Here is a 21,793-nt window from a genome sequence, read left to right as displayed (position 1 = left end):
GCGGCGTGACGAGCAGGTCGCGCCGCTTTTTTCGTGCCCGTCCGGAACGTTCAGGTGGCCTCAAGTGTTCCTGAGGGGGCGTGAAGGTGCGCCTCAGGGAGCGGCCCGGACCGGCGCTTAGGGTGATGGGCGGAACGGTTCAACGTCATACGACCTCATTCACGCGACCCCTGGAGGTCCCCATGCCCACGATTCAGACGAAGCACGCCCACGCCCCGCAGACCGAGCTGTACTACGAGACCTACGGCCAGGGCCGCCCGGTCGTGCTCATCCACGGGTGGCCTCTGTCGGGCCGCATGTGGGAAGGGCAGATCGACGCGCTGCGCCACGCCGGGTATCAGGTCGTGTCGTACGACCGCCGCGGCTTCGGCCAGAGCGGCAAGACCGCCACCGGCTACACCTACGACGTGTTCGCCAGTGACCTGAAGGACCTGCTGGAGGCACTGAACCTGACCGACGTGACGCTGGTGGGCTTCAGCATGGGCGGCGGCGAGGTCAGCCGCTACGCCGGGCTGTACGGCACCGAGCACGTGCGCAGCGCGATGCTGGTGTCGTCCGTCGCGCCGTACCTGCTCAAGACCGCTGACAACCCCGACGGCGGCATGAGCCTGGAGGATATCGAGGGCATGGTGGGGCAGGTGGCGCAGAACCGCCCGCAGTTCCTCGCGGGCTTCACGAAGAAGTTCCTGAACTGGGACGAGAACGGCGCGAAGCTGGGTGACGAGTTCCTGGATTTCGCGGCGTCGATGTACATGCAGGCGTCCCCGGTGGCGACGCAGGAGTGCGTGCGGGCCTTCGGCGAGACGGACTTCCGCGCGGATCTGGCGAAGCTGAGCGTGCCGACGCTGGTCGTGCACAGCGACAAGGACCAGATCGTGCCGCTGGAGGCGAGTGGGCAGCGCGTGCCGCAGTACGCGCCGAACGCCGAACTGCACGTGATGAAGGGCGCGCCGCACGGCCTGAACGCCACGCACAACGACGAGTTCAATGCCCTGCTGCTGGACTTCGTGGCCCGCTGAGGCAGGCCTGATCTGGGGGCGGTCTGGCCGGGTGCCGGGCCGCCCCTTTCGTTGGTGGGGGAGGGGGAGACCCCCCATCTTGGAAACAGTTCCAAAATCTGGGTATGCTGGGGGGGCCATGCCTCAACCTGCCCTTTCCCGGACGCTGATGACCGGGGCGCTGCGCGCCGCCTTCGACGACGACCGCGACGCCGACACCTTCGCGCTGCGCCTGGACCGCTACGGCCCGGAACTGCTCGCCAGCCTCCAGCCCGCCTACGGTGAGCAGGCCGAGCCCCTGCTGGCGCAGCTGCTGGAGGTCATGCTGCACGCCTACCACACCCGCCCCGCCGACCTGAAACGGCTGGACGAGGCCCGTCTGCTGACCCCCGACTGGCTCCAGCGGCCGGACACGGTGGGGTACGTGGCGTACACCGACCGCTTCGCGGGCACCCTGAAGGGCGTGCAGGGCCACCTCCCGTACCTGGAGGACCTGGGCGTCACGTACCTGCACCTGATGCCGCTGCTGAAACCCCGGCCCGGCGAGAACGACGGCGGTTACGCCGTGATGGACTACCGCGCCGTGCGCGACGACCTGGGCAGCATGGACGACCTGTCCACGCTGGCCGCCGACCTCCGGGCGCGCGGCATGAGCCTCGTGCTCGACCTGGTACTGAACCACGTCGCGCAGGAGCACGAGTGGGCCGAGAAGGCCCGCGCGGGCGACCCCACGTACCGCGCGTACTTCCACATCTATCCCGACCGCACCGAACCCGACGCCTTCGAACGCACCCTGCCGGAGGTCTTCCCGGACTTCGCGCCCGGGAACTTCACCTGGGACGACGCCGCGCAGGGCTGGGTGTGGACAACCTTCAACACGTACCAGTGGGACCTGAACTGGGCCAACCCCGACGTGCTGCGCGAGTTCGTGGACATCATCCTGCACCTCGCCAACCGGGGCGTGGAGGTCTTCCGGCTCGACGCCATCGCGTTCCTGTGGAAACGCCTGGGCACCGACTGCCAGAACCAGCCCGAGGTGCACCACCTGACCCGCGCGCTGCGCGCCTGCGCCCGCATCGTCGCGCCCGCCGTGGCCTTCAAGGCCGAGGCGATCGTCGCGCCCGACGACCTGATCCACTACCTGGGCACCCGGGACCACCACGGGAAGGTCAGTGACATGGCGTACCACAACTCGCTGATGGTGCAGCTGTGGAGCAGCCTCGCCAGCCGCGACACCCGCCTGTTCACGCAGGCCCTGTCCGCCTTCCCGCCCAAACCCACGAACACCACCTGGGGCGTGTACGTCCGCTGCCACGACGACATCGGCTGGGCGATCAGCGACGCGGACACCAGCGCCGTGGGCCTCAGCGGGCCCGGGCACCGGCACTTCCTGTCGGACTTCTACAGCGGCGAGCACCCGGGCACCTTCGCGCGGGGGCTGGTGTTCCAGTTCAACCCGCAGACCGGGGACCGCCGCATCAGCGGGACGCTCGCCAGCCTCGCCGGGCTGGAGGCCGCGCTGGACAGTGGCAACCCCACCGCCGTGGATCACGCGGTGCGGCGCATCCTGCTGCTGCACGCCGTCATCCTGGCGTTCGGCGGCGTGCCGCTGCTGTACATGGGCGACGAACTGGCCCTGCTGAACGACCACGCCTTCGGCGACGCGCCCGAGCACGCCGCCGACAACCGCTGGGTGCACCGCCCCCGCATGGACTGGACCCGCGCGCAGGACGCCGCCCGCGACGTCACGACCCCGCACGGCCGCGTGAACGCCGGACTGCGCCACCTGATCCACGCGCGCCGGGCGCTGCCGCACCTGCACGCCAGCATCGAGAGCCGCCCCCTGCCCAGCCCCGACCCGTGCGTGCTGCTGCTGCGCCGCGACCACCCCCAGGGCACGTTCCTGGGCGTGTACAACTTCAGCGAGCACACCATCCAGTTCCCCGCCCACGTCCTGCGGGACGTGCTGGGCGAGCACGCCGTGGACCACGTCGCCGGAAGTGCCTTCAGTTTCGGCGCGCAGCCGGTCGTGCTGGACCCCTACCGGGCGCTGTGGCTGACCGCCGGGACCGGCCCGCTGGCCTGACCGGCGCCAGGGGCGGTCACTCCGGCGCGGACGCCCCGTCGCCCGGCCGGGCGGGCAGCGTGAAGTGCACCTGCACCCCCTCGGGGCGCGACTCGATCCAGATGCGGCCCCCGTGGCGTTCCACCACGCGGCGGCACACCGCCAGCCCGATCCCGTTCCCGCCCGCCGCCGCGCGCGAATGCAGCCGCTGGAACATCCCGAACACCTGCTCGGCGTGCTTCGGCGCGATCCCGATCCCGTTGTCCGTCACCGTGAACTGCACCCAATCGCCCTGCTCCTGCGCGGACAGGTGCACCCGCAGCGGCCGGTCCGCGCGGAACTTCAGCGCGTTCCCCAGCAGGTTCGTCAGCAGCTGCCGCACCTGCGGCGCGTTCGCGTGCACCTCCGGCAGGTCGTCCCGCGACACCCGCGCGCCCTCCGGCCAGGGCAGCGCCCGGCACGCCTCGTCCCACAGCGGCCCCAGGTTCAGCGGGCTCAGGGGCGGCTGGGTGGCCACGTTCGACAGCGTCAGGATGTCCCGCACGAGCTGCCGCGCCCGGAACGCCTGCTCGGTGATGCGCTGCAGGTACGTGTCGGCCCGCTCGTCCAGCACCTTCCCGGCGTAGCGGTGGCGCAGGATGTCCGCGTATGCCCCCAGCGTCCGCAGCGGCTCCTGCAGGTCGTGACTGGCCACGTACGCGAACTGCGCCAGCGCCTGGTTGCGGTCCTCCAGCTCGGCATTCTGCCGTTCCAGCGCCGCCTGACTGGCCGCCAGCGCCCGCGTGCGCTCCTGAATGCGGCTTTCCAGCTCCAGGGTCAGCTCGGCGGCCTCCAGTTCGGCCAGTTTGCGCCGCGTGATGTTCTCGTGCGCCACCAGCGCGAACTGCGCGCCGTCCTGCGTGAACGCCGTGACGCGCGCCACGAAGAACCGCTGTTCGGTCGGCGAGTGGCAGGGGTACTCCAGTTCGAACAGGGCCGCCCGGCCGCCCAGCACGTCCCGGATGCCCGCCGCGATCCGCTGCGCGTCCCCCTGATCGGCCCCCAGCGCCGCCTCGCACACCGAGAGGTAATTCACGCCCAGCTCGTCCCCACCGCCGTTCTCCTGCGCGAAGGCCCGCCACGCCGCGTTCACGGCCAGGATCACGCCCCGGTCGTCCACGATGGCGATGTTCGCGGACAGGGCGTCGAACGCCGCGCCCGCAAAGCGCTGCGGCACCGTCGTCACACCCGGCCCAGGGCCACGAGGCAGGCGCGGCGGCCGGCGCAGGCAGTCATGATGTCACCCTAGCACCTTCCCGACAGGCGCGTCCCCCACCCCGCCCCATGCGCTAAGGTGAGGCGATGTCCAGACCCTTCACCGTCCTGCTGGTCGAGGACGAACTCGCCGACGCCGAACTGTTCCAGGATCTGCTGTCCGAAGTGGCCGCCGATATTCACGTGGAACACGTCGAGAACGGTCAGGCCGCGCTGGAACTCCTGCAACGCCCCGGCGCCCAGCGCCCCGACCTGATCGTGCTCGACCTGAACATGCCCGTCATGAACGGCCTCGACTTCCTGTCGCAGGCCAAGGCCGTCGCGGATCTGCGCGCCATTCCCGTCATGGTCCTCTCGACCAGCGACCACCCGGACGACATTCACCGCGCGTACGACGGGTACGCCAGCGGGTACGTCGTCAAGCCGGGCAGCTACCAGGAGTACACCCAGGTGCTCGACACCGTGCAGGCCTACTGGCGCGGCCTCGTGCGCCTGCCCCGCCTGGAGGACCTGGCCCGCTGAGCGCCCCCCGGGCACAGCAGAGAGGAGGGGCACCCACATCGGGGTGCCCCTCCTCCTTGACGCGGTCTGGCCTCAGATGAAGGCCAGGATCGCCTTGTGCACCAGCCAGCCCAGCGCGATGCACACCGGGATGGTGTAGATCCACGCCTGCACGATCCGCCCGGCGACCTGCCACTTGACCTTCCTGAAGCCCTTGGTGGTGCCGACGCCCATGATCGCGGTGCTGATGGTGTGCGTGGTGCTGACCGGGATGCCCAGTCGGCTCGCGCCGTCGATGATCAGCGCCGCGCCGGTCTCGGCGATGAAGCCGTCCACGGGTTTGAGGTCCACGACCTTGAAGCCCATGGTCTTGATGATGCGCCAGCCGCCCACGGCAGTGCCCGCCCCCATGGCGGCGGCGGCGGACAGGATCACCCACAGCGGCACCGTCTCTATTTTCGTGCCGGTGTACGCGGCCAGCGCGAAGGTGATGATCCCCATGGTCTTCTGCGCGTCGTTCCCGCCGTGACTGAAGGCCATGAACGCGGCGCTGAAGATCTGCAGCGTGCGGAACGTGCGGGTCACCACGCGCGGTTTCATCCAGCGCAGCACCAGCCAGGAGATCAGCAGGAACAGCAGGATCGGCACGATGAAACCCAGCGCCGGACTGGTCACCAGGCCCGTCAGGGTCTTCTGGACGCCCTTGGGGATGATGATGCCCCAGCCGCCGGCCGCGACGCCCGCGCCCACCATGCTGAACACCAGTGCGTGACTGGAGCTGCTCGGCAGGCCCTTCCACCACGTAAACAGGTTCCAGACGATCGCGCTGACCAGCGTGGCCCCCACGAGGTGCAGCGTGGCGTAGTCCTGCGGGATGATGTCCTTGCTGATCGTCTTGGCGACCGCCGTGCCCGCCAGCGCGCCCACCACGTTCAGCACGGCCGCCATGGCGATGGCCTGCGCGGGTGTGAGGACCTTGGTGGCGACCGACGTGGCGATGGCGTTGGCGGTGTCGTGGAAGCCGTTGATGAAGTCGAAGATCAGCGCCAGCGCCACGATGACGATCAGGCTGAGAAGTGCAGTGTCCACAGCAGTCCTCAGGCGTTCTTCAGCAGGATGCTTTCGACAGTCTTCGCGACCCGCTGCGCCTGATCGCTCGCGTTCTCGATGAGCGCCACGATCTCGCCGCCGCGCATGGCGCGGATCATGCCCTGCACGTCGTTCACGCCGTGGTACAGGGTGCGCTGCACCTCGTCGCTGATCGTGTCGCCCCGATCCTCCAGCGCGCGGATCTCCTTGGCGATGCGGGCCAGTTCACCGACCTTGTTGTTCTGCTCGATCATGGGCATGCCCTGCGCCAGCAGCGCGCACTGCTGCTCGACCACGCGCGCCAGGCGCGCCATGGCGGGCAGCGGGGCCTCCACGCCGTACAGGCTGAGCTTGCGCGCGGCGTCCTCCATGTCGTCGACCAGATCGTCCAGTTCGTCGTTCAGGGCGATGATGTCCTCACGGTCGAAGGGCACGATGAACGACTCGGCCAGCAGGCTGGTGACCTCGCCGCTCAGGCGGTCGCCCTCGTGCTCCAGGTCCCGCACGCGCTGGACCTTGGCGTCGACGTCGGTGTAGTTCTCCAGCAGATCCACCAGGGCCTGCGCGGTCGCGTGCGCGTTGCGGGCGGCGGCCGTGAACTTCTCACTGAACTTGGGGTTGCTGGGCATGAATTTAGACAGAACCATGACAATCCTCCCGATTCTCCACCCGAATGTCATGGGAATGTCAGCCCGGGCGGTCAAGGTGAGGCGGGAGGGCCAGTCTGGTCGCCTCCCGCGTTGTACAGACACTACACTTCACGTCTCCTAAACACCAATCCCGTCCTGCTGACCTGCGGCACAGCAACGCCGCAGTGCCACGTATCATGCCGCTCATGGCTGAATTCCAGCACCGCTCACGGACCCCGGACCGCCGCGCCGCGCACCGGACCAGACTCGGCCCCAGCCCGGAGCTAGCCGAGACTGCTGCGCAGCGCGCGGCTGCGCCGCTGCAGCGGTTCCTGAGCACGCCCGTCCGCGCGCAGGGTCAGGCCGCCCGGCCCGTCCTGCGCGCCGCCACGCTCCAGCGGCAGGAGGAGGCCCACCTGTCGGGTGCCCGCGCCGTGGTGCAGCAGCAGGTCGCGGCCCTGGGTGACGTACCCCCCGTGCAGCGGCACGCCCAGACGCCTCTCCCCGCGCGGCCCGTCACGCCGTCCGACTGGGTCACCGTCATGCGCCACCGCGCCGAGAGCGTCGAGGGGCAGCGTCTGGACACCCGCACCTTCGGGGACTTCCACACCCTCCAGCGGCAGGTCGCCCAGTCCCTGAGTCAGGGCTTCCGCATGGACCGGGGTGAACCCGCCACTCGCTACGCCACGTACGGGGAGCACCTCGCCACGCTGCAACGCCACGCGCTGAGCGCCCCGGTCTCCCGCGTGGTGCTGAGCATGGTGCCTCCCGCCGAGCGAGTGCCCCTCCAGCGGGCGACAGACGAGGCCCTGCACCGTCAGATGGCGCAGGAGCAGGCAGTCCTGAACTTCGACACCCTCGCGTCCCTGCAACGCCAGCTGGCCGAACTGGACACCGAGGCCACCCAGCCTGTCCTGCAGCGGATTCAGGCGCGACGGGGCGCGGGGAACCCCCTCCCAGAGACCGTCCAGCGGCATCTGGAGCAGGGATTGAATCATGACCTGAGCCGCGTGCGGATTCACGACGACGCGGAAGCGGACAAGCTGGCCAAGGGGGTGAATGCGGTGGCGTTCACGACGGGCACGGACATCTTCTTCCAGTCGGGACGGTTCGACCCGAACACGCAGACTGGCCTGGAGTTGCTGGCGCACGAGGTGACACACACCGTGCAGCAGAGCCAGGGGCGCGTCGGGAAAGGCATCGACCCGGACGCCGGACTGGAAGCCGAAGCGCGGAGTATGGGCGCCAGACTCGCGCAGAGCGGCCCGCAGTTCGGCACGAAACACATCCCCAGGCCCCGCGCGGCCCTCCTTGCCCCCACCGCACCCGCCACCCCCACCGTGCAACGCTGGGCGAACCCCCTGAACCACCTCCGGAAACTCAAGGAGAAAGCGAAGACTGCCGTCAGGCAGGTCATCCGCACCGTCCGCGAACCTGCCGCCCGCAAAGCCGCCCTGAACGCCATCAAGCGCGCCGTGCCTACGCAGATCCGCCGCAGCGTCCAGACCGCCATCCAGAAAGGAAAAACGCGCGTCGAGGCCGCCAGCAGCCGCGTCACGCAGGTCGTCCGCCGCGCCCCGCAGGTGCAGAAGCTCCTCAAGGTCGCCAATGGCCTCCCCGCCCGTGCCCGGACGGCCATCACCGCCGCTGCCGCCCGCACCCGGCAGGCCGCGCAGACCCTCGGTACCGCCAGTGGCCGCGCCCGCCTCGCGCAGCGCGCCCGCGCGGCCGCCCAGCAGACCCTCCAGGCCGCCGCCCGCCGCCTCCCACCCCGCGCGCAGGCCACCCTGGGCAGGATCGGACGCACCGCCACCGCTGCCACCCACAACCTCAGGCAACTGGGCGTCAGCGTCCGCAGTTTCACCACCGACCCCACCTACCGCAAGAAAACCCTGACCCGCCTCACGCAGACCCCCATGGTCAGCGGGCTCGTGAAGGTCGGCGGGAACCTGAAGCGCTTCACCACCGACCGCGCCTACCGCGCCCATCAACTCCACCGCCTCGCGCAGGCCGGACAGCGCATCACCCTGCCCGTCACGCAGCTGGGCCGCGACATCAGCAGCCTCGGCAAGAACGCCATGGTCAGCGTCGTCCAGAAAAGCAAGGAAGCCATGGCCTGGGCCACCAGGAAATTCGAGCAGGCCAAAAACAGCAAGGTCGGCCAGAGCATCCAGAAAAGCTGGGCGTGGATGAAAAGCACCGAGGGCAAAGCCACCCTGGCCAAATTCGGCACGGCCATCGCTACGGGCGTCGCCGTAGTCGCCGTCGTCGGCACCGGCGGCGCCGCCCTTCCCCTCGTCCTGGCCGCCGCCGGAGTCGCCAGTGGCGTCGCGGGCAGCCTCGCCGAGAACGCCGTCCTGCGCAAGTCCGGCGAAAAGAAATACGCCGGACGCAAACTGACTCACGGCATCACCCCCACCACCATGCTCGTTGACGGAGCGCTGGGTGTCGCCCTCGGCCCCGCCGCCCGCATCGTCGGCGGCGCCGCCAACCGCCTCGTCGGCAGCGCCGTCAGGTACGCCGGCGGCGGCCTGAAAGTCGCCGGTAGATACGCCGGAGCAGGACTGCACAATCTCAGGACGGAGGCGATGCGCCGCCTTGGCTCGATGCAGAGCACCAGTTACAGGACGATGCAGCAGGTGCAGCAGGAGTCATCGCACATCTGGCAGGCCACCCGGCAGGGCGTACAGACCTACAACCGCGCTATCTCGGCGCAAGTCCGTGCCGGTATCCGGGGGGACATGCTCGGCAACGCGGGCTGGCGTGGCATGGCCCAGCGGGACGCCGCGACCCTGCTGGCCGGAACGGACGTGCTGAGGAAAGCCGTCAATCAGGTGGCCCGCGCGCGCGTGAAGGCACAACTGAGCGGTCCGATGGGCAAGACCCTGGCCCGTCAGCGCCTGAACATGCCCGGCGCCAGCACCCGCAAGCTTCAGGCGGCGCTGTTCAACGAACTGAAGGCCAATTCGCCCGATGACCTGCTCGCCGCGGCCTGGAAAGCCAACGCCCAGCTGCGGCGCGCGGCCTACAGTGAGACTTTCCGGGGCATCGGGCGTCAACTGAAGCAGGTGGCGTTCGGCAACGCCAGTACTCTGCCGGGCAAGGCGCTCAATCTGGCCACCATGGGCCCAAGGCTGGTCGCTGGCAATGTCGCGCAGAAAGTGGGCCACCACTACGGAGCCTTTGCAACTGGCGGTTTCGCTGGAGGTGCGGGAACCCTGGCCGGAAGTGCCAGCGAGGAACTGGTGAAGTTTGCTGGCCTCAAATTCTCACAGAATGTCAAGGCAGATACACAGAAGAATCCAGAGTCCAGTATTCCTGGCGCGGCGAAAGCCACACTTGAAGAATTTGGAAAATCCTCTACTTACAGGGACGCCGCATTGCAGGGAATCCTCGGAGTATCACCGGAACTTCTTGGCAAAGAAGGCATGCTGCCGGGTGCAGCAGGGTATGACCTGATATTCAAGCAGGCGGGCGCCAGCCTGGGCAACACTCTGGGTGGGGATATTCACGAGGTTGCAGATGCGTCTTCGGAAGAGGAAAAGTAAAGTATGTTTGGCAAAATTTTGCGAGGTGTATTTGGCCAGCCGAAGGATTTACCAGCGCAGTTCTCTGGTGACTCTTATGAGGCATTCGTGGATTTTCTCGAACGGTCTTGCCCTCATCAGGTATTTATCGGAAGCGGCTTCGTTGAGTTGCAGGCGAAAGATCGAAAGCCGGTTAAAATAACTCGATCTGGAAATAAATCTTTTCTTGTGGAGTATGAAACGCAAGGGTTAGATACCGACCTAACTGACGTGGATTATTTCGACCCGTTCTTTGCCGTGGTCCGCGTAGGCGAAAAAGTCGTAATGACGAGGCAGTTCAATTTTGATTTCCAGGGCGATATAAAGGATGTCTCGGAGAAGCTACTTTTCCACATCTCCGAAACGATGATGGGCGAAAAATATGGCGGCAAACTTATTCATTTTCGTCCGTATCTGAATGGGAAGACGTATGGTGCGGCGTGGCAGGCGTTCTCGCATTTCATGCAGGAAATCAAGGGTGATCGTGTCACGTCGGAGGCCAGCAACTACATCTCGTTCGATACCGGCGGTGTGCCCCTGGGACTGCAGAAGTCGGATAACAGTCAGGAAATCATCATTTCCTATGATCTGCGGGATTACGAGGGGCTGTACGACGAGTATCGGGAGCAGATTCTGGAGTTGATCAACGGGGTGGCGTTGCGGCACCGGCAGATCTGTTTCCTGATTGACCGGGAGCGGCTGCTGATCTGCAATAAGTTCTACGTGTCGCCGGAGACGGACGCGTTGAATCTGTTCACGGCGCAGTTGCAGGCGATTCATGATGCGCTGTTGGATTACCTGACGACGGTGCAGGACGCGCCGGAGACTGCGTGGTTGCGGGCGGCCAGGGAAGCGTTCGTGCGTGGGCAGCCGTTGCCGCGCGCGTGACTGGGAGCGGGTGAAATGATGATTTTTGGGTCGAAAACGGCTTCTTCGTGTGGTGAAAAATGTTGAGTAAGGTATTCAGGGGAATGTTTAGGCAGCCAAAAGACCTGCCAGTGCAATTTGATGGAGATCCTGAGGAGATATTAAATGAATTTATAGAAAGATATCAATTTGAGACGACTAAATCGAGTGGTCGTGTGGTTATTAAGGGCGGCGGATTTGAAGCTCAATTTGCTGTCAATAGGCAGAATTCATCATTATTATTTATAAGAGAATTGCCTGAGAGAAAAGACATATCTCCACACCCTGATTTCGATCCATACTTTTGCCTGATCGAATTAGAAGGTGGGGTATTTATGAGTCGGGAAATCTCGATGAGGCATCAAGGCGACCCCTTTGATGTCATCGAGAAGGCGGTAGATCACGTTGCGATGGCCTGTTTCGGGATCACCCGCCCGCACCGGGGAGGCCATTTTCGTCCGTATCTGAATGGAAAGACGTATGGTACGTCCTGGCAGGCGTTCGCGCATTTCATGAAGAACATCAAGGGCGACCGGGTCACATCGGAAGCTGGCCATTACATCTCGTTCGATACTGGCGGGTTGCCCCTGGGACTGCAGAAGTCGGATAACAGTCAGGAAATCATCATTTCCTATGATCTGCGGGATTACGAGGGGCTGTACGACGAGTACCGGGAGCAGATTCTGGAGTTGATCAACGGGGTGGCGTTGAGGCATCGGCAGATCTGTTTCCTGATTGACCGGGAGCGGCTGCTGATCTGCAATAAGTTCTACGTGTCGCCGGAGACGGATGCGTTGAATCTGTTCACGGCGCAGTTGCAGGCGATTCATGATGCGCTGTTGGATTACCTGACGACGGTGCAGGACGCGCCGGAGAATGCGTGGTTGCGGGCGGCCAGGGAAGCGTTCGTGCGTGGGCAGCCGCTGCCGCGCGCGTGACTGGGAGGGGATTTGTATGACTCAGGTGAAGTTTGGTCGGCAGTTGAATGAGCGGGCTCCGTTCGAGGTGAATGGTCTGGTGTTTTCCGGGTTGCCTTTGTCGCTCTCGGAGGAGCGTCTGCTGGCGGGTGCGGGTGAGGGGGGCAGTGAGGTGGAGTTGATGGACGCGGTGCTGGAGGTGCTGGCGCAGGTGTTGAACGCGCGGGCGCAGGCGGAGCGGGTGGATGCGGGGTGGCTGCTGGAGAATCTGGCGCCGTCGGATGTGGAAGGCATCCTGGATTACCTGCGGGCGACGCCAGTCGCGTGAGCAAATGAGGAGGAGGGCGTGCCGGTCAAAAACCGTGCACGCCCTCTCTGCTGGTGAGGTTCAGGGCAGCTTGAGGGGTTCCGTGAACGTGGCGCGGCAGGAGCCATAGCAGTCGGTGATGGTGTTCGCGCCTGCCGGGGTGCTCTTCGCGTCGGGGATGATGTCGCCCGCGCCGTAGCCGTCCCCGCCGAAGATGCCGCCCATCAGGCCGGTCCCGGCGGCGGGTCTGCCGCTCAGGCCCAGCGCCGTCCAGGGAATCGCGAGTTCCACGGTCTGATCGGGGGCCGCGCCGCTGCTGGCCTGCAGGTAGTCGGCGGCGTTCACCTCGGGCGTGGCGGTGTCGCTCTGCACGAGGCGCAGTTGGGCTTTCTCGGTGCCGTAGCGGGCGATGAAGGCGTTCACGCCGTCCACCTGCCCGCCGAAGGTCGCGGCGCGTTTCCAGGCGTCAAAGCTGTCGGCCTGTTTCGCGCCGCCGGGCGCGGTGTCGAGGTACAGGATGGCGCTGTTGCCGTCCACGCGGTACGTGTACGCGAGGTACAGGTACTGGGCGTCGCGGTCGGCCCGCAGGCTCAGCCAGTTGTTGTTCGCGCCGAAAGTCCCCTCGGCGGGGCTCTGCACGCTGACGGCGGGAGCGGTCCAGTCGCTCAGGTCGCCGTCGATGTTGTACTTCGTGCGCAGGTCGCGCGCCAGGTCGATGTTCGCGTCCTGCGCGGGCGCCGTGACGGTCAGCGTGCCGTCCAGGTATCCACCCGCGCTGGCCTTGAGGGTCTGCGCCCCGGCGGGCACGCGCAGGGTGTACGTGCCGTCCGGGAAGGTGATCGCGTAGTTCAGGGCCGGGTTGGCGCTGGTCGCCTCCACCAGGGCGCCGCCCAGGTTCTGCCCGCCGCCCGTGACACGCCCGGTGACGGTGGCGGCCGGGACGGGCTGCTCGGTGAAGTCGTACGTGCCGCTGTAGGCGTTCCCGTTCGTGCCGACCACGTGGGCGCGGTCACCCTGGCCCGGGGCCTCGTACCCGCCGTTCTTCGCGCCCGCGCTGTCGTTCCCGAACTTGAACTTCACCTCGCGGAACAGTGGCAGGTCGATGCTGGTCTTCCACACGCCCGGGGTGTCCTGGGTCATGGGGTACTCGATCTGGCTGCCGGTGTCGAAGCGGCGCAGTTCGATGGGGCCGTTGCCCTGCGTGCGGGCGTCCACGGTGAACGTCACCTTCGCGGTGTTCTTGCTGCTCGGCGTGCCGGTAGCCGTCACACCCTTGCTCTCGGCTCCGGCGCTGTCCACCGTCACCACGCGGAAGGTGGTGGTCACGTCGTTCGTCAGGCCGCGCACCAGGAAACTGCCCTGCGTGGCGGGAATGGGCGCGAAGTTCACGAGGCGCTCGGTGCTGCCCGCCCCCTTCACGTACACGCGGTACCCGGCGACCTTCGCGTCGGTGCTCGGCGTCCAGGTCAGCTGCGCGGCGCTGTCCCCGGCCTGCACGGTCAGGCCCGCGACCTCCGGCAGGGCCGCGTTCACGGTGCCGGTCGCGCCGGACCCGCCGGGTGCGGTGACGGCCAGGACGCTGCGGGCGGGCACGCGACCCACCAGTTTGCCGCCGCTGACGCTCAGGGTGTTGGCGCGGCCCGTCACTTCGGTCAGGGCGCTGCCGGAGAAGGTGCCCAGCAGCGGAATCCCGCCGCCGCTCAGGCTGCCCAGATCCAGTTCCGTGTCGCCGTTGTTCACGACGAACACCACGGGCTGCCCCGCTACGCCCTGCACGCCGCTGATCACGCGGCGGTAGGCCAGGACGGGCGCGCCGCCGTTGGGACGCCAGAGTTCCTGCTGCGCGCCGCGCGTCAGGGCGCGGTACTTGCCGCGCGCGGCAGCCAGGGCGCCCAGGCGCTCGTCGAGCGTGCTGCCGCCCAGGCGGGTGAAGTCCATGTCCTCGCGGTTGCCCTGTCCCAGCGGGTAGTCGTAGGGGTCGCCCTTGCCGGGCTGGGCGTACTCGGTGCCCTGCCAGACGCTGGGCGTCCCGCGCGAGAAGTACATGGTGGACAGCGCCATGTCCAGGCGCTCGGCGGCCTGCGCGGCGCTGCCGCCCCGTTCGGTCACTTCGGTCACGAAGCGGCGCACGTCGTGGTTGTCCACGAAGGTCGTCAGGCGGGTCGGGTCGCGGTACACGCCGTCCTGCGCGAACACGTCCGCCATGCGGTCCAGGTTGCCGCCCGCGCTGCTCATCTGGTCCTTGAACGAGAAGTACAGCGCGAAGTCGAACACGCTGGGCGAACCGAGGTCGTTCATGAAGCGAGCGAGGTAGGCGGGGTTCCCGTCGAACACCTCACCGACCGACCAGATCTTGGCCGGGTCGCCCGCGCCGCCCGCCTTGAAGAACTGTGTCCAGTAGGCGTCGGGCACGTGCTTCATGGTGTCGATGCGCAGCCCGTCGATACCGGTCGCGCCGCGCCAGTACGTCACGAAGTCGTTCAGGTACGCCGTGACGGCCGGAAGTTCCTGTTTGAAGTCCGGCAGGCCCGCCAGGTCGCAGTCGGTGGTCTTGTTGCTGGACGCGTCGCAGTCGGCTTTCGTGTGGAACCAGTCGGGGTTCGTCTTGGTGAGGGTCGCGCCGTACCCGGCGTGGTTCACCACGATGTCCTGGATGACCTTGATGCCGTTCCTGTGTGCCGTGTCGATCAGGGCCCTGTACTCGTCCAGGGTGCCGAAGTGCGGGTCGACTTTCTTGAAGTCCTCGGCCCAGTAGCCGTGGTATCCCGCGAACGGTCTGCCCTGGCTGGGGCCACTGCCGGTGTTGATGGCGGGCACCTGCAGCACGACCGGGCTGACCCAGATGGCCGTGAAGCCCATCTTCTTGAAGTATCCGTCGTCGATCTTGGCTTTCAGGCCCGCGAAGTCCCCGCCGTGCCACGCCAGGGGGTTGGTGCGGTCGGCGCGGTCCCCGGCGTCGCGGTTCGGGCCGTTGTCGTTGGCGGGGGTGCCGTTGGCGAAGCGGTCGGTCATCGCGAAGTAGATGACCTCGTCCTGCCAGGCGCGAGGGGTTGCGTTGGGAGCCTTGAACAGGCTACAGGCCGACAGGGACAGCGTGAGGGCCGCCAGGGCGCCCGCGCGCCCGACCATATGGAAGCGTTTCATGTAGGCTTTCATTGAAAGCGGAAGCGCTTCCGGAAGTCAACCTTCACCGTTCGCTCACGCCGCGAGGTCGCTGACAGTCACCGCCCCCCGCTTCCCGTAGCGTGACCCCTATGAAAGCCACCTGGAACGGCGCCACCATCGCCCAGTCCGACGACACCGTGGTCGTTGAGGGCAACCACTACTTCCCGGCGGACAGCGTGAACCCCGAGTACCTGCGCCCCAGCACCAACCACACCACCTGCCCCTGGAAGGGCGAGGCCAGCTACCACAGCGTCCACGTGAACGGGCAGGACAACCCCGACGCCGCGTGGTACTACCCCACGCCCAAGGACGCCGCGCGGCAGATCGCGGGGCGCGTCGCCTTCTGGAAGGGCGTGCAGGTCACCCAGGACTGACCGGCCCGGTCGGGTCAGCCCACCAGAATGTCCCGCTCCGGCGGGTACTTGATCACCCCGCGGGACGTCTCGCGGAGGTTCAGCGCCAGCGCGAAGGTCACCGGCCCGATGCGGCCCAGGTACATCAGCGCGCACAGCACGGTCAGGCCCGCGTCGTTCAGGCGGTGCGTCACGTCCAGGCTCAGGCCCACGGTCGCGGCGGCACTGACCGTCTCGAACAGCAGCGGTGTGAACCCCAGCGCGGGGTTCGTGACCAGCATCAGGAAGAAGCCCGTGAACACCAGCAGCGTGTAGATGGTCGTGATCGTCCCGGCCCGCACCACGTTCTCGGGCACGATCTGCCGCCCGAACGCGATCAGTTCCGTGCGGCCCCGGATCAGGTTCCAGGCGCTGACCAGCAGGATCGCGAAGGTACTCGTCTTGATCCCGCCGCCCGTGGAACCGCTGTTCGCGCCGATGAACATCAGCGCGATCATCACGAAGACGCTGCCCGGCGCCAGGGCCGTCATGTCCACCGTGGCGAACCCCCCGGAGCGCGGCGTGACGCTCTGGAAGAACGCGGCCAGCAGCTTCCCGCCCGTCCCCAGACCCCTCAGGGCCCCGGTCCACTCCAGCCCGAGCAGCACGGCCGTGCCCAGCACCAGCAGCGCCCCGGTCGTCACCAGCGTCAGGCGGCTGTACACCATCAGGCGGTTGCGCCGCGGGTTGGCCAGGTGCGTCAGGACGTTCAGCTGCACCAGGAAGCCCAGGCCGCCCAGCACGATCAGCAGCGCGATCACCCCGCTGACCAGCGGGTCCTGCACGTACGGTGTCATACCGCCAGGCAGCACCACGAACCCCGCGTTGTTGTACGCGCTGACCGCGTGGAACACCGACTGGTACAGGCCCTCGCCCAGCCCGAACTGCGGTACGAAGCGCAGCGCCAGCAGCAGCGTTCCCACGCCCTGCGCCGCGAAGGTGTACAGGACGATGATCCGCAGCAGCCCCAGCACGCCGCCCACGTCCAGCGCGTTCACCTGCTGCGCCAGCTGCTGACGCTCGCTGAAGTTCACGCGCCGACCGGTCAGCAGCGCGAACAGCGTCCCGAACGTGATGATCCCCAGGCCACCCACCTGCGCCAGCAGCAGGATCACGACCTGCCCCAGCCGCGTGAAGGTCTCGCCCGTATCCGCCACGACCAGTCCCGTGATGCAGGTGGCGCTGGTCGCCGTGAACAGCAGGTCCACGCTGCTGAGCGCCGCGCCGGGCCGCGTCATGCCCGGCAGGTGCAGCGCCGCCGCGCCCAGCGCGATGCCCAGCAGGTACACCAGCGCGATCAGCTGCGGGGGATTCAGGCGTCTCCGCCGCAGCCGGCGGCTCATCCGATCAGGATGTCCTTGTCCGCCGGGTAGCGGATCAGCGCGCGGCTGTCCGGGCGGTTGAACGCCACGGCGAACGTCAGCGGCCCGATGCGGCCCAGGAACATCAGCAGGATCAGGACGATGTGCTGATCGGGATTCAGCAGCGGCGTGGTGTTCATGCTCAGGCCCACCGTGCCGAACGCGCTGACCGCCTCGAAGAACAGGTTCACGAACAGCACGTCCCCGCGCGTGTTGAACACCAGCAGCAGCAGGAACATCCCGTTCACCAGCCCGATGCTCAGCAGGCCGACCGTCATGGCCCGCAGGATCGTGTCCGTGTCGATGCGCCGCCGGAACAGCGTCGTGTCGCGCCGCCCGCGCACCATGCTCCAGGCCGAGGCCATCATCACGTAGAAGGTGCTCGTCTTGATGCCGCCGCCCGTCCCGCCGGGGTTCGCCCCGATGAACATCAGGATGATCGACATGAACAGCGTCGAGAGGTGCATCGCGCCGTAATCCAGCGTGTTGAAGCCCGCCGTGCGCGTCGTGACGCTCTGGAAGAAGCTCGCCAGCAGCTTCTCCCCGAAGCCCAGCGGCGCCAGCGTCTTCGGGTTGCTCCACTCGAACACGAGGTACACCAGCGTGCCGATCACCAGCAGCGCCGCCATCATGGTCAGCACCAGTTTGCTGTGCACCATCAGGCGGTTGCGGCGCGGGTTCATCAGGTGCGCGACCACGTTCAGCTGCACCAGGAAGCCCGTGCCGCCCAGGATGATCAGCAGCGCGATCACCACGCTCACCAGCGGGTCGTCCACGAAGCCCATCAGGTTGTCGCTGTACAGCGCGAAGCCCGCGTTGTTGAAGGCGCTCACCGAGTGGAACAGCGCGTAGAAGATGCCCCGGCCCCAGCCTTCCAGCGGCACGAACCGGAACGCCAGGAGGGCCGCGCCGACCAGTTCGATCACGAAGGTGTACAGGAAGATGCTGCGGATCAATCCCAGCACGCCCCCGGCGTTCAGCGCGCCCACCTGCTGCGCCACCCGCAGGCGCTCGGTGAAGTTCACGCGGCGGCGCGACAGCAGCGCGAACGACGTCCCGAACGTGATGATCCCCAGGCCCCCCAGCTGGATGAGCAGCATGATCACCAGCTGCCCCGCCCGGTTGAAGTCCCGGCTGGGGTCGATGACGTTCAGGCCCGTCACGCACAGCGCGCTCGTGGACGTGAACAGCGCCTGCAGGAAGTTCACGCTGCGGCGCGTGCCGTCCTCGTTCACGCCGTGCAGGCCCGGCAGGGTCAGGATCAGCCCGCCCAGCAGGATCGCCACGGCGAACGACAGCGCGATCAGCTGCGGCGGGTTCAGGCGGGCCAGCAGGGGTTTACGGCGACTGGCGCGGCCCGGTTCCGGCGCGTGGGGTGGGGGAGAGGCGCTCATAGGTGCGGCCCGGATTCTACGCCCCGCCGCGCAGCCCGTATACTGATCTGCTATGCCGCGCCCTGCCCGCCCCGACCGAAACGCGCCCAAGGGCCGCCCCCGCCCCAAAGTGGACCACCGCACCCGCCAGCCCGCCCGCGAGTACGAACTGGACGTCCTGGCCGGACTGGAAGACGTCGCCGCGACCGAACTGAGCGGCGTGCCGCTGGCCCGCGACGTGCGCGGCCTGCGCTTCTGGTTCCCCGGCAGCCCCGAACGCCTGACCCGCCTGCGCAGCGTCGTCGCCGTGTACCGCATCCAGACCTGGGACGTGCCCCGCCCGCGCGGCCTGCTGGGCAACCAGCAGCTCTCCGAACTCACCGCGTACCTGCGCGAGGTCATCGAGGTCGGCGGGCACCAGTCCTTCCGTTTCGGGGCGGCCGGGAAGGACAGCCCCGTCATGCAGCGCCTCGCGGAGGAACTCCAGGGGACCCTGAACCTCCCGCACGACCCCGAGGCAGGTGAACTCCTGATCCGCCTGCGCCCCAGCGGCGACGGGCAGGGCTGGGAAGTCCTGGCGCGCATCACCCCCAGGCCCATCAGCGCCCGCCCGTGGCGCGTGTGCAACATGGCGGGCGGCCTGAACGCCACCATCGCGTACGCCGCGCACAAACTCGCCGGGCAGCGCGACGCCGACCGCATCTTCAACCCCATGAGCGGCAGCGGCACGCTCCTGATCGAACGCGACCTGATGGGACCCAGCGCCGCCCTCGTCGGCGTGGACATCAACCCTGAAGCCGTGCGGTGCGCGCAGGAGAACATCCGCGCCGCCAAGCGGCAGATCGAGGTCGCCCACCGCGACGCCCTGCACACCGACCTCCCCGCCCGGTCCTTCGACCTGATCATGGCCGACCTCCCCTGGGGCGACGCCATCAGCAGCCACGGCGCGAACGAGACTCTGTACCCCGCCTTCCTGACCGAGATGCACCGCCTCACCAGCCAGCGCGGCCGCCTGTGCGTCATCACCCACGAGATCCGCCTGTTCGAACGGGTGCTGCAGAACCAGCAGAAATGGCACGCCCACGAACTCTTCCAGGTCGCCAGCGGCGGCCACCACCCCAAGGCGTACCTGCTCAGCAAGAGGTGAGTGGGGAGTAGGGAGTGGGCAGTGGGTTGTGGAGGGGCCCTGACGCGGGCGGGTTCGCCGCGCAGTCGCTGTTGACCATCTGCCATCCGCCATCCGCTATCCGCTATCCGCCTGTTACGCTGCTCGCATGACTGACAGGCCGTTCCGCTGGGGGCTGCTGGGCGCTGCCCGCATTGCCCGCGCCCTGATTCCCGCGATCCGCGAGGCGGGCGGTGAGGTCGTGGGTTTCGGCGCGCGGGACCCGCATTCCGCGCGGGCACAGGCCTTCGCGCAGCAGTGGGACGTGCCGGTGCTGGGCACGTACGAGGACGTGATCGCGGCGGACGTGGACGCCGTGTACAACCCCCTCCCGAACGATGCGCACCTCCCGTGGAGCGAGGCCGCGCTGCGCGCCGGGAAGCACGCCCTGACCGAGAAACCCGTCGCGCTGAACTCCGCGCAGGCGCAGGCCCTCGCGGACGCCGCGCGCGACACCGGGCGGCTGCATCTGGAGGCGTTCGCGTACCGCTTCCAGCCGCACGTGGACCGCGTGCGCGAGATCGCCGCGCAGGACCTTGGGGAGATCCGCGCGGTGCGGGGCCTGTTCGGGTTCCACATGACCAACCCCGACGACTTCCGCTGGAACGCCGACCAGGGCGGCGGCGCGCTGCTGGACGTCGGCACGTACCCCGTGAACCTCATCCGGCTGCTGCTGGGTGAACCCGGCGCCGTGACCGCCCAGGCCCGCTGGACGCCCGGCGGGGTGGACCTCGGCCTGAGCGGCACCCTGGAATACCCGCACGCCCTGGCGAGCCTCGACTGCGGCTTCGACTGGGACGGGAGCGGCAGCACCCAGCGCCTGACCGTGATCGGTACGCGCGGCACGCTGGACGTGGACGGCGTGTTCCACAGCCACACCCAGCACCCCACCACGCTGCACGTCCAGGTGGACGGCCGGTCCCGCACCGAGCAGGTCGGCCCCGGCAACGGCTACGCGCGGATGGTCGCGCACTTCCAGCGCGCCGCGCGCGGTCAGGAGACGCTGCGCTTCACGCCGGACGACGCGGTCGCGCAGGCCCGCGTCCTCGACGCTCTGCTGCAGGCCGCCCACACCGGGCAGCGCGTCCCCCTGGCCCCCTGACGGGGGAGGGGAGGCCCGCAGGCCCGTAGAATGCCGCTCATGACCGACATCCTCCAGGGCTGGCAGCCCGCGCCCGCCGGGCACAAGCACGTCGTGAGCGTCAGCCTGGGCAGCAGCGCCCGCAACGCCCGCGAAAGCGTGACCGTGCTGGGCCAGCCGTTCATCATCGAACGCCTCGGTACCGACGGCGACCCGAAGAAGATGGCGGCGCTGTTCCAGGCCCTCGACGGCAAGGTGGACGCATTCGGGCTGGGCGGCGCGGACCTGTACGTCATCGCGGACGAGAAGCGCTACACCTTCCGCAACGTCCGCGCCCTCGTGAAGAACGCCGTGCAGACCCCCGTCCTGGACGGCTCGGGCCTGAAGAACACCCTGGAACGCGACGCCATCGCGCAGCTCGACCCCATCCTGAACTGGCGCACGCAGAAGGTGCTGATGGTGTCCGCCGTGGACCGCTTCGGCATGGCCGAGGCCCTCGCGCAGCACCACGCGGACATCGTGTTCGGGGACATCGTGTTCGGCCTGAACCTCGACCGGCCCCTGCGCAGCATCACTTCCCTGCGCCGCGTCGCCAAACTCGTGCTGCCCGTCATCACGCAGCTCCCGCAGGACTGGTTCTACCCCACGGGCGCCAAGCAGGAAAGCAGCGTGCAGGGCAGCGGCACGAAGTACTACGCCTGGGCGGACGTGATCGCCGGGGACACCCACTACGCCAAACGCTACGCCCCGCAGGACCTCAGCGGGAAGACGATCCTCACGCAGACCATCACCGCCGCCGACCGCGACTGGATGAAGCAGCGCGGCGTCAAGCGCCTGATCACCACCACGCCCCGCATGGGCAGCCGCAACTTCGCCACGAATGTCCTGGAAGCCATGTTCGTCGCCCTGAGCGGCAAACGCGAGGCCCTGACCGGCCCCGAGTACCTGGGGTTCATCCGGCAGGTGGGCTTCAGACCCGAGGTCAACGAGCTGTGAGGGTGCGGGCGGTGGGCGCGCTGCGGCG

General features: G+C 67.8%; 17 protein-coding genes. 11 read left to right on the top strand and 6 right to left on the bottom strand.

Annotated elements, in window-relative coordinates:
• Nucleotides 1-182 precede the first annotated feature (182 nt).
• Nucleotides 183-1,019 (top strand): alpha/beta fold hydrolase, encoded by an 837-nt coding sequence (locus DEIGR_RS13410; protein WP_058978015.1) that lies wholly within the window; start codon nucleotides 183-185, stop codon nucleotides 1,017-1,019.
• 118 nt (nucleotides 1,020-1,137) lie between these two features.
• The gene (locus DEIGR_RS13405; RefSeq protein WP_058978013.1) at nucleotides 1,138-3,084 is read left to right on the top strand and encodes an alpha-amylase family protein; all 1,947 of its coding nucleotides are present in this window, start codon (nucleotides 1,138-1,140) and stop codon (nucleotides 3,082-3,084) included.
• A 16-nt stretch (nucleotides 3,085-3,100) separates the two neighbouring features.
• Here DEIGR_RS13405 and DEIGR_RS13400 read toward each other — a convergent pair whose 3' ends face one another.
• Entirely contained in the window at nucleotides 3,101-4,288 is a 1,188-nt protein-coding gene (locus tag DEIGR_RS13400) for a sensor histidine kinase (protein ID WP_058978012.1), read from the bottom strand.
• Nucleotides 4,289-4,404: 116 nt separating this feature from the next.
• On the opposite strand from DEIGR_RS13400, the gene DEIGR_RS13395 reads away from it, so the two are divergent.
• Nucleotides 4,405-4,839, top strand: a complete 435-nt coding sequence (locus tag DEIGR_RS13395) for a response regulator (protein ID WP_058978010.1) — start codon at nucleotides 4,405-4,407, stop codon at nucleotides 4,837-4,839.
• Between the two features lie 72 nt (nucleotides 4,840-4,911).
• Here DEIGR_RS13395 and DEIGR_RS13390 read toward each other — a convergent pair whose 3' ends face one another.
• Together DEIGR_RS13390 and DEIGR_RS13385 are read right to left on the bottom strand one after the other, a co-directional pair.
• Nucleotides 4,912-5,907 carry an inorganic phosphate transporter gene (locus tag DEIGR_RS13390; protein WP_058978008.1) on the bottom strand — a complete coding sequence of 332 codons (996 nt, stop codon included), beginning with the start codon at nucleotides 5,905-5,907 and terminating at the stop codon, nucleotides 4,912-4,914.
• Between the two features lie 8 nt (nucleotides 5,908-5,915).
• Nucleotides 5,916-6,554 carry a DUF47 domain-containing protein gene (locus tag DEIGR_RS13385; RefSeq protein WP_058978006.1) on the bottom strand — a complete coding sequence of 213 codons (639 nt, stop codon included), beginning with the start codon at nucleotides 6,552-6,554 and terminating at the stop codon, nucleotides 5,916-5,918.
• 188 nt (nucleotides 6,555-6,742) lie between these two features.
• Between DEIGR_RS13385 and DEIGR_RS21170 the strand changes: the two genes are divergently transcribed.
• Genes DEIGR_RS21170 through DEIGR_RS20885 form a run of 4 tightly spaced genes read left to right on the top strand, consistent with a single transcriptional unit; the run spans nucleotide 6,743 to nucleotide 12,253 of the window.
• Complete coding sequence (locus DEIGR_RS21170) at nucleotides 6,743-10,084, top strand: eCIS core domain-containing protein (protein WP_058978004.1); 3,342 nt, start codon at nucleotides 6,743-6,745, stop codon at nucleotides 10,082-10,084.
• A gap of 3 nt (nucleotides 10,085-10,087) precedes the next feature.
• Nucleotides 10,088-10,990: a hypothetical protein gene (locus DEIGR_RS13375; RefSeq protein ID WP_153013745.1), complete on the top strand. Its 903-nt coding sequence runs from the start codon at nucleotides 10,088-10,090 to the stop codon at nucleotides 10,988-10,990.
• A 59-nt stretch (nucleotides 10,991-11,049) separates the two neighbouring features.
• On the top strand, nucleotides 11,050-11,946 hold the full coding sequence (locus DEIGR_RS13370; protein WP_160329940.1) for a hypothetical protein: 897 nt from the start codon (nucleotides 11,050-11,052) through the stop codon (nucleotides 11,944-11,946).
• Nucleotides 11,947-11,962: 16 nt separating this feature from the next.
• Nucleotides 11,963-12,253 (top strand): hypothetical protein, encoded by a 291-nt coding sequence (locus tag DEIGR_RS20885; RefSeq protein ID WP_160329939.1) that lies wholly within the window; start codon nucleotides 11,963-11,965, stop codon nucleotides 12,251-12,253.
• Between the two features lie 60 nt (nucleotides 12,254-12,313).
• Here DEIGR_RS20885 and DEIGR_RS13360 read toward each other — a convergent pair whose 3' ends face one another.
• A complete protein-coding gene (locus DEIGR_RS13360) occupies nucleotides 12,314-15,388 on the bottom strand; it encodes an alpha-amylase family glycosyl hydrolase (protein ID WP_322787159.1) in 3,075 nt (1,024 codons plus the stop codon).
• A 98-nt stretch (nucleotides 15,389-15,486) separates the two neighbouring features.
• Here DEIGR_RS13360 and DEIGR_RS13355 point away from each other — a divergent pair, with 98 nt between their 5' ends.
• On the top strand, nucleotides 15,487-15,771 hold the full coding sequence (locus DEIGR_RS13355) for a DUF427 domain-containing protein (RefSeq protein WP_058977996.1): 285 nt from the start codon (nucleotides 15,487-15,489) through the stop codon (nucleotides 15,769-15,771).
• 14 nt (nucleotides 15,772-15,785) lie between these two features.
• Here the strand turns inward: DEIGR_RS13355 and DEIGR_RS13350 are convergent, their stop codons facing one another.
• Both DEIGR_RS13350 and DEIGR_RS13345 read right to left on the bottom strand, forming a co-directional pair.
• Nucleotides 15,786-17,132 (bottom strand): TrkH family potassium uptake protein, encoded by a 1,347-nt coding sequence (locus DEIGR_RS13350; protein ID WP_058977994.1) that lies wholly within the window; start codon nucleotides 17,130-17,132, stop codon nucleotides 15,786-15,788.
• Nucleotides 17,129-18,544 carry a TrkH family potassium uptake protein gene (locus DEIGR_RS13345; protein WP_058977992.1) on the bottom strand — a complete coding sequence of 472 codons (1,416 nt, stop codon included), beginning with the start codon at nucleotides 18,542-18,544 and terminating at the stop codon, nucleotides 17,129-17,131. The genes DEIGR_RS13350 and DEIGR_RS13345 overlap by 4 nt, the downstream gene beginning before the upstream one ends.
• 52 nt (nucleotides 18,545-18,596) lie before the next feature.
• On the opposite strand from DEIGR_RS13345, the gene DEIGR_RS13340 reads away from it, so the two are divergent.
• The 3 genes from DEIGR_RS13340 to DEIGR_RS13330 all read left to right on the top strand — a co-directional run bounded on the left by DEIGR_RS13340 (nucleotide 18,597) and on the right by DEIGR_RS13330 (nucleotide 21,765).
• Nucleotides 18,597-19,670 carry a methyltransferase domain-containing protein gene (locus DEIGR_RS13340; protein ID WP_058977990.1) on the top strand — a complete coding sequence of 358 codons (1,074 nt, stop codon included), beginning with the start codon at nucleotides 18,597-18,599 and terminating at the stop codon, nucleotides 19,668-19,670.
• Nucleotides 19,671-19,797: 127 nt separating this feature from the next.
• Nucleotides 19,798-20,790 carry a Gfo/Idh/MocA family protein gene (locus tag DEIGR_RS13335; RefSeq protein ID WP_058977988.1) on the top strand — a complete coding sequence of 331 codons (993 nt, stop codon included), beginning with the start codon at nucleotides 19,798-19,800 and terminating at the stop codon, nucleotides 20,788-20,790.
• Nucleotides 20,791-20,829: 39 nt separating this feature from the next.
• On the top strand, nucleotides 20,830-21,765 hold the full coding sequence (locus tag DEIGR_RS13330) for a hypothetical protein (RefSeq protein ID WP_058977986.1): 936 nt from the start codon (nucleotides 20,830-20,832) through the stop codon (nucleotides 21,763-21,765).
• Nucleotides 21,766-21,793 lie beyond the last annotated feature (28 nt).

The sequence above is a fragment of the Deinococcus grandis genome, from assembly GCF_001485435.1.
Classification (GTDB): Bacteria; Deinococcota; Deinococci; order Deinococcales; family Deinococcaceae; genus Deinococcus; species Deinococcus grandis.
The sequence above is the reverse complement of the archived record's forward strand: the minus strand, read 5'-3'. Positions and strand labels throughout refer to the sequence as shown.

What these genes read in the sequence shown, in the direction of transcription:
- DEIGR_RS13335 (WP_058977988.1), top strand. Translation starts at nt 19,798, where the DNA reads ATGACTGACAGGCCGTTCCGCTGGGGGCTGCTGGGCGCTGCCCGCATT.
- DEIGR_RS13405 (WP_058978013.1), top strand. Translation starts at nt 1,138, where the DNA reads ATGCCTCAACCTGCCCTTTCCCGGACGCTGATGACCGGGGCGCTGCGC.
- DEIGR_RS13360 (WP_322787159.1), bottom strand. Translation starts at nt 15,388, where the DNA reads ATGAAAGCCTACATGAAACGCTTCCATATGGTCGGGCGCGCGGGCGCC.
- DEIGR_RS13370 (WP_160329940.1), top strand. Translation starts at nt 11,050, where the DNA reads ATGTTGAGTAAGGTATTCAGGGGAATGTTTAGGCAGCCAAAAGACCTG.
- DEIGR_RS20885 (WP_160329939.1), top strand. Translation starts at nt 11,963, where the DNA reads ATGACTCAGGTGAAGTTTGGTCGGCAGTTGAATGAGCGGGCTCCGTTC.
- DEIGR_RS13375 (WP_153013745.1), top strand. Translation starts at nt 10,088, where the DNA reads ATGTTTGGCAAAATTTTGCGAGGTGTATTTGGCCAGCCGAAGGATTTA.
- DEIGR_RS13345 (WP_058977992.1), bottom strand. Translation starts at nt 18,544, where the DNA reads ATGAGCGCCTCTCCCCCACCCCACGCGCCGGAACCGGGCCGCGCCAGT.
- DEIGR_RS13410 (WP_058978015.1), top strand. Translation starts at nt 183, where the DNA reads ATGCCCACGATTCAGACGAAGCACGCCCACGCCCCGCAGACCGAGCTG.
- DEIGR_RS13395 (WP_058978010.1), top strand. Translation starts at nt 4,405, where the DNA reads ATGTCCAGACCCTTCACCGTCCTGCTGGTCGAGGACGAACTCGCCGAC.
- DEIGR_RS21170 (WP_058978004.1), top strand. Translation starts at nt 6,743, where the DNA reads ATGGCTGAATTCCAGCACCGCTCACGGACCCCGGACCGCCGCGCCGCG.
- DEIGR_RS13350 (WP_058977994.1), bottom strand. Translation starts at nt 17,132, where the DNA reads ATGAGCCGCCGGCTGCGGCGGAGACGCCTGAATCCCCCGCAGCTGATC.
- DEIGR_RS13330 (WP_058977986.1), top strand. Translation starts at nt 20,830, where the DNA reads ATGACCGACATCCTCCAGGGCTGGCAGCCCGCGCCCGCCGGGCACAAG.
- DEIGR_RS13385 (WP_058978006.1), bottom strand. Translation starts at nt 6,554, where the DNA reads ATGGTTCTGTCTAAATTCATGCCCAGCAACCCCAAGTTCAGTGAGAAG.
- DEIGR_RS13355 (WP_058977996.1), top strand. Translation starts at nt 15,487, where the DNA reads ATGAAAGCCACCTGGAACGGCGCCACCATCGCCCAGTCCGACGACACC.
- DEIGR_RS13340 (WP_058977990.1), top strand. Translation starts at nt 18,597, where the DNA reads ATGCCGCGCCCTGCCCGCCCCGACCGAAACGCGCCCAAGGGCCGCCCC.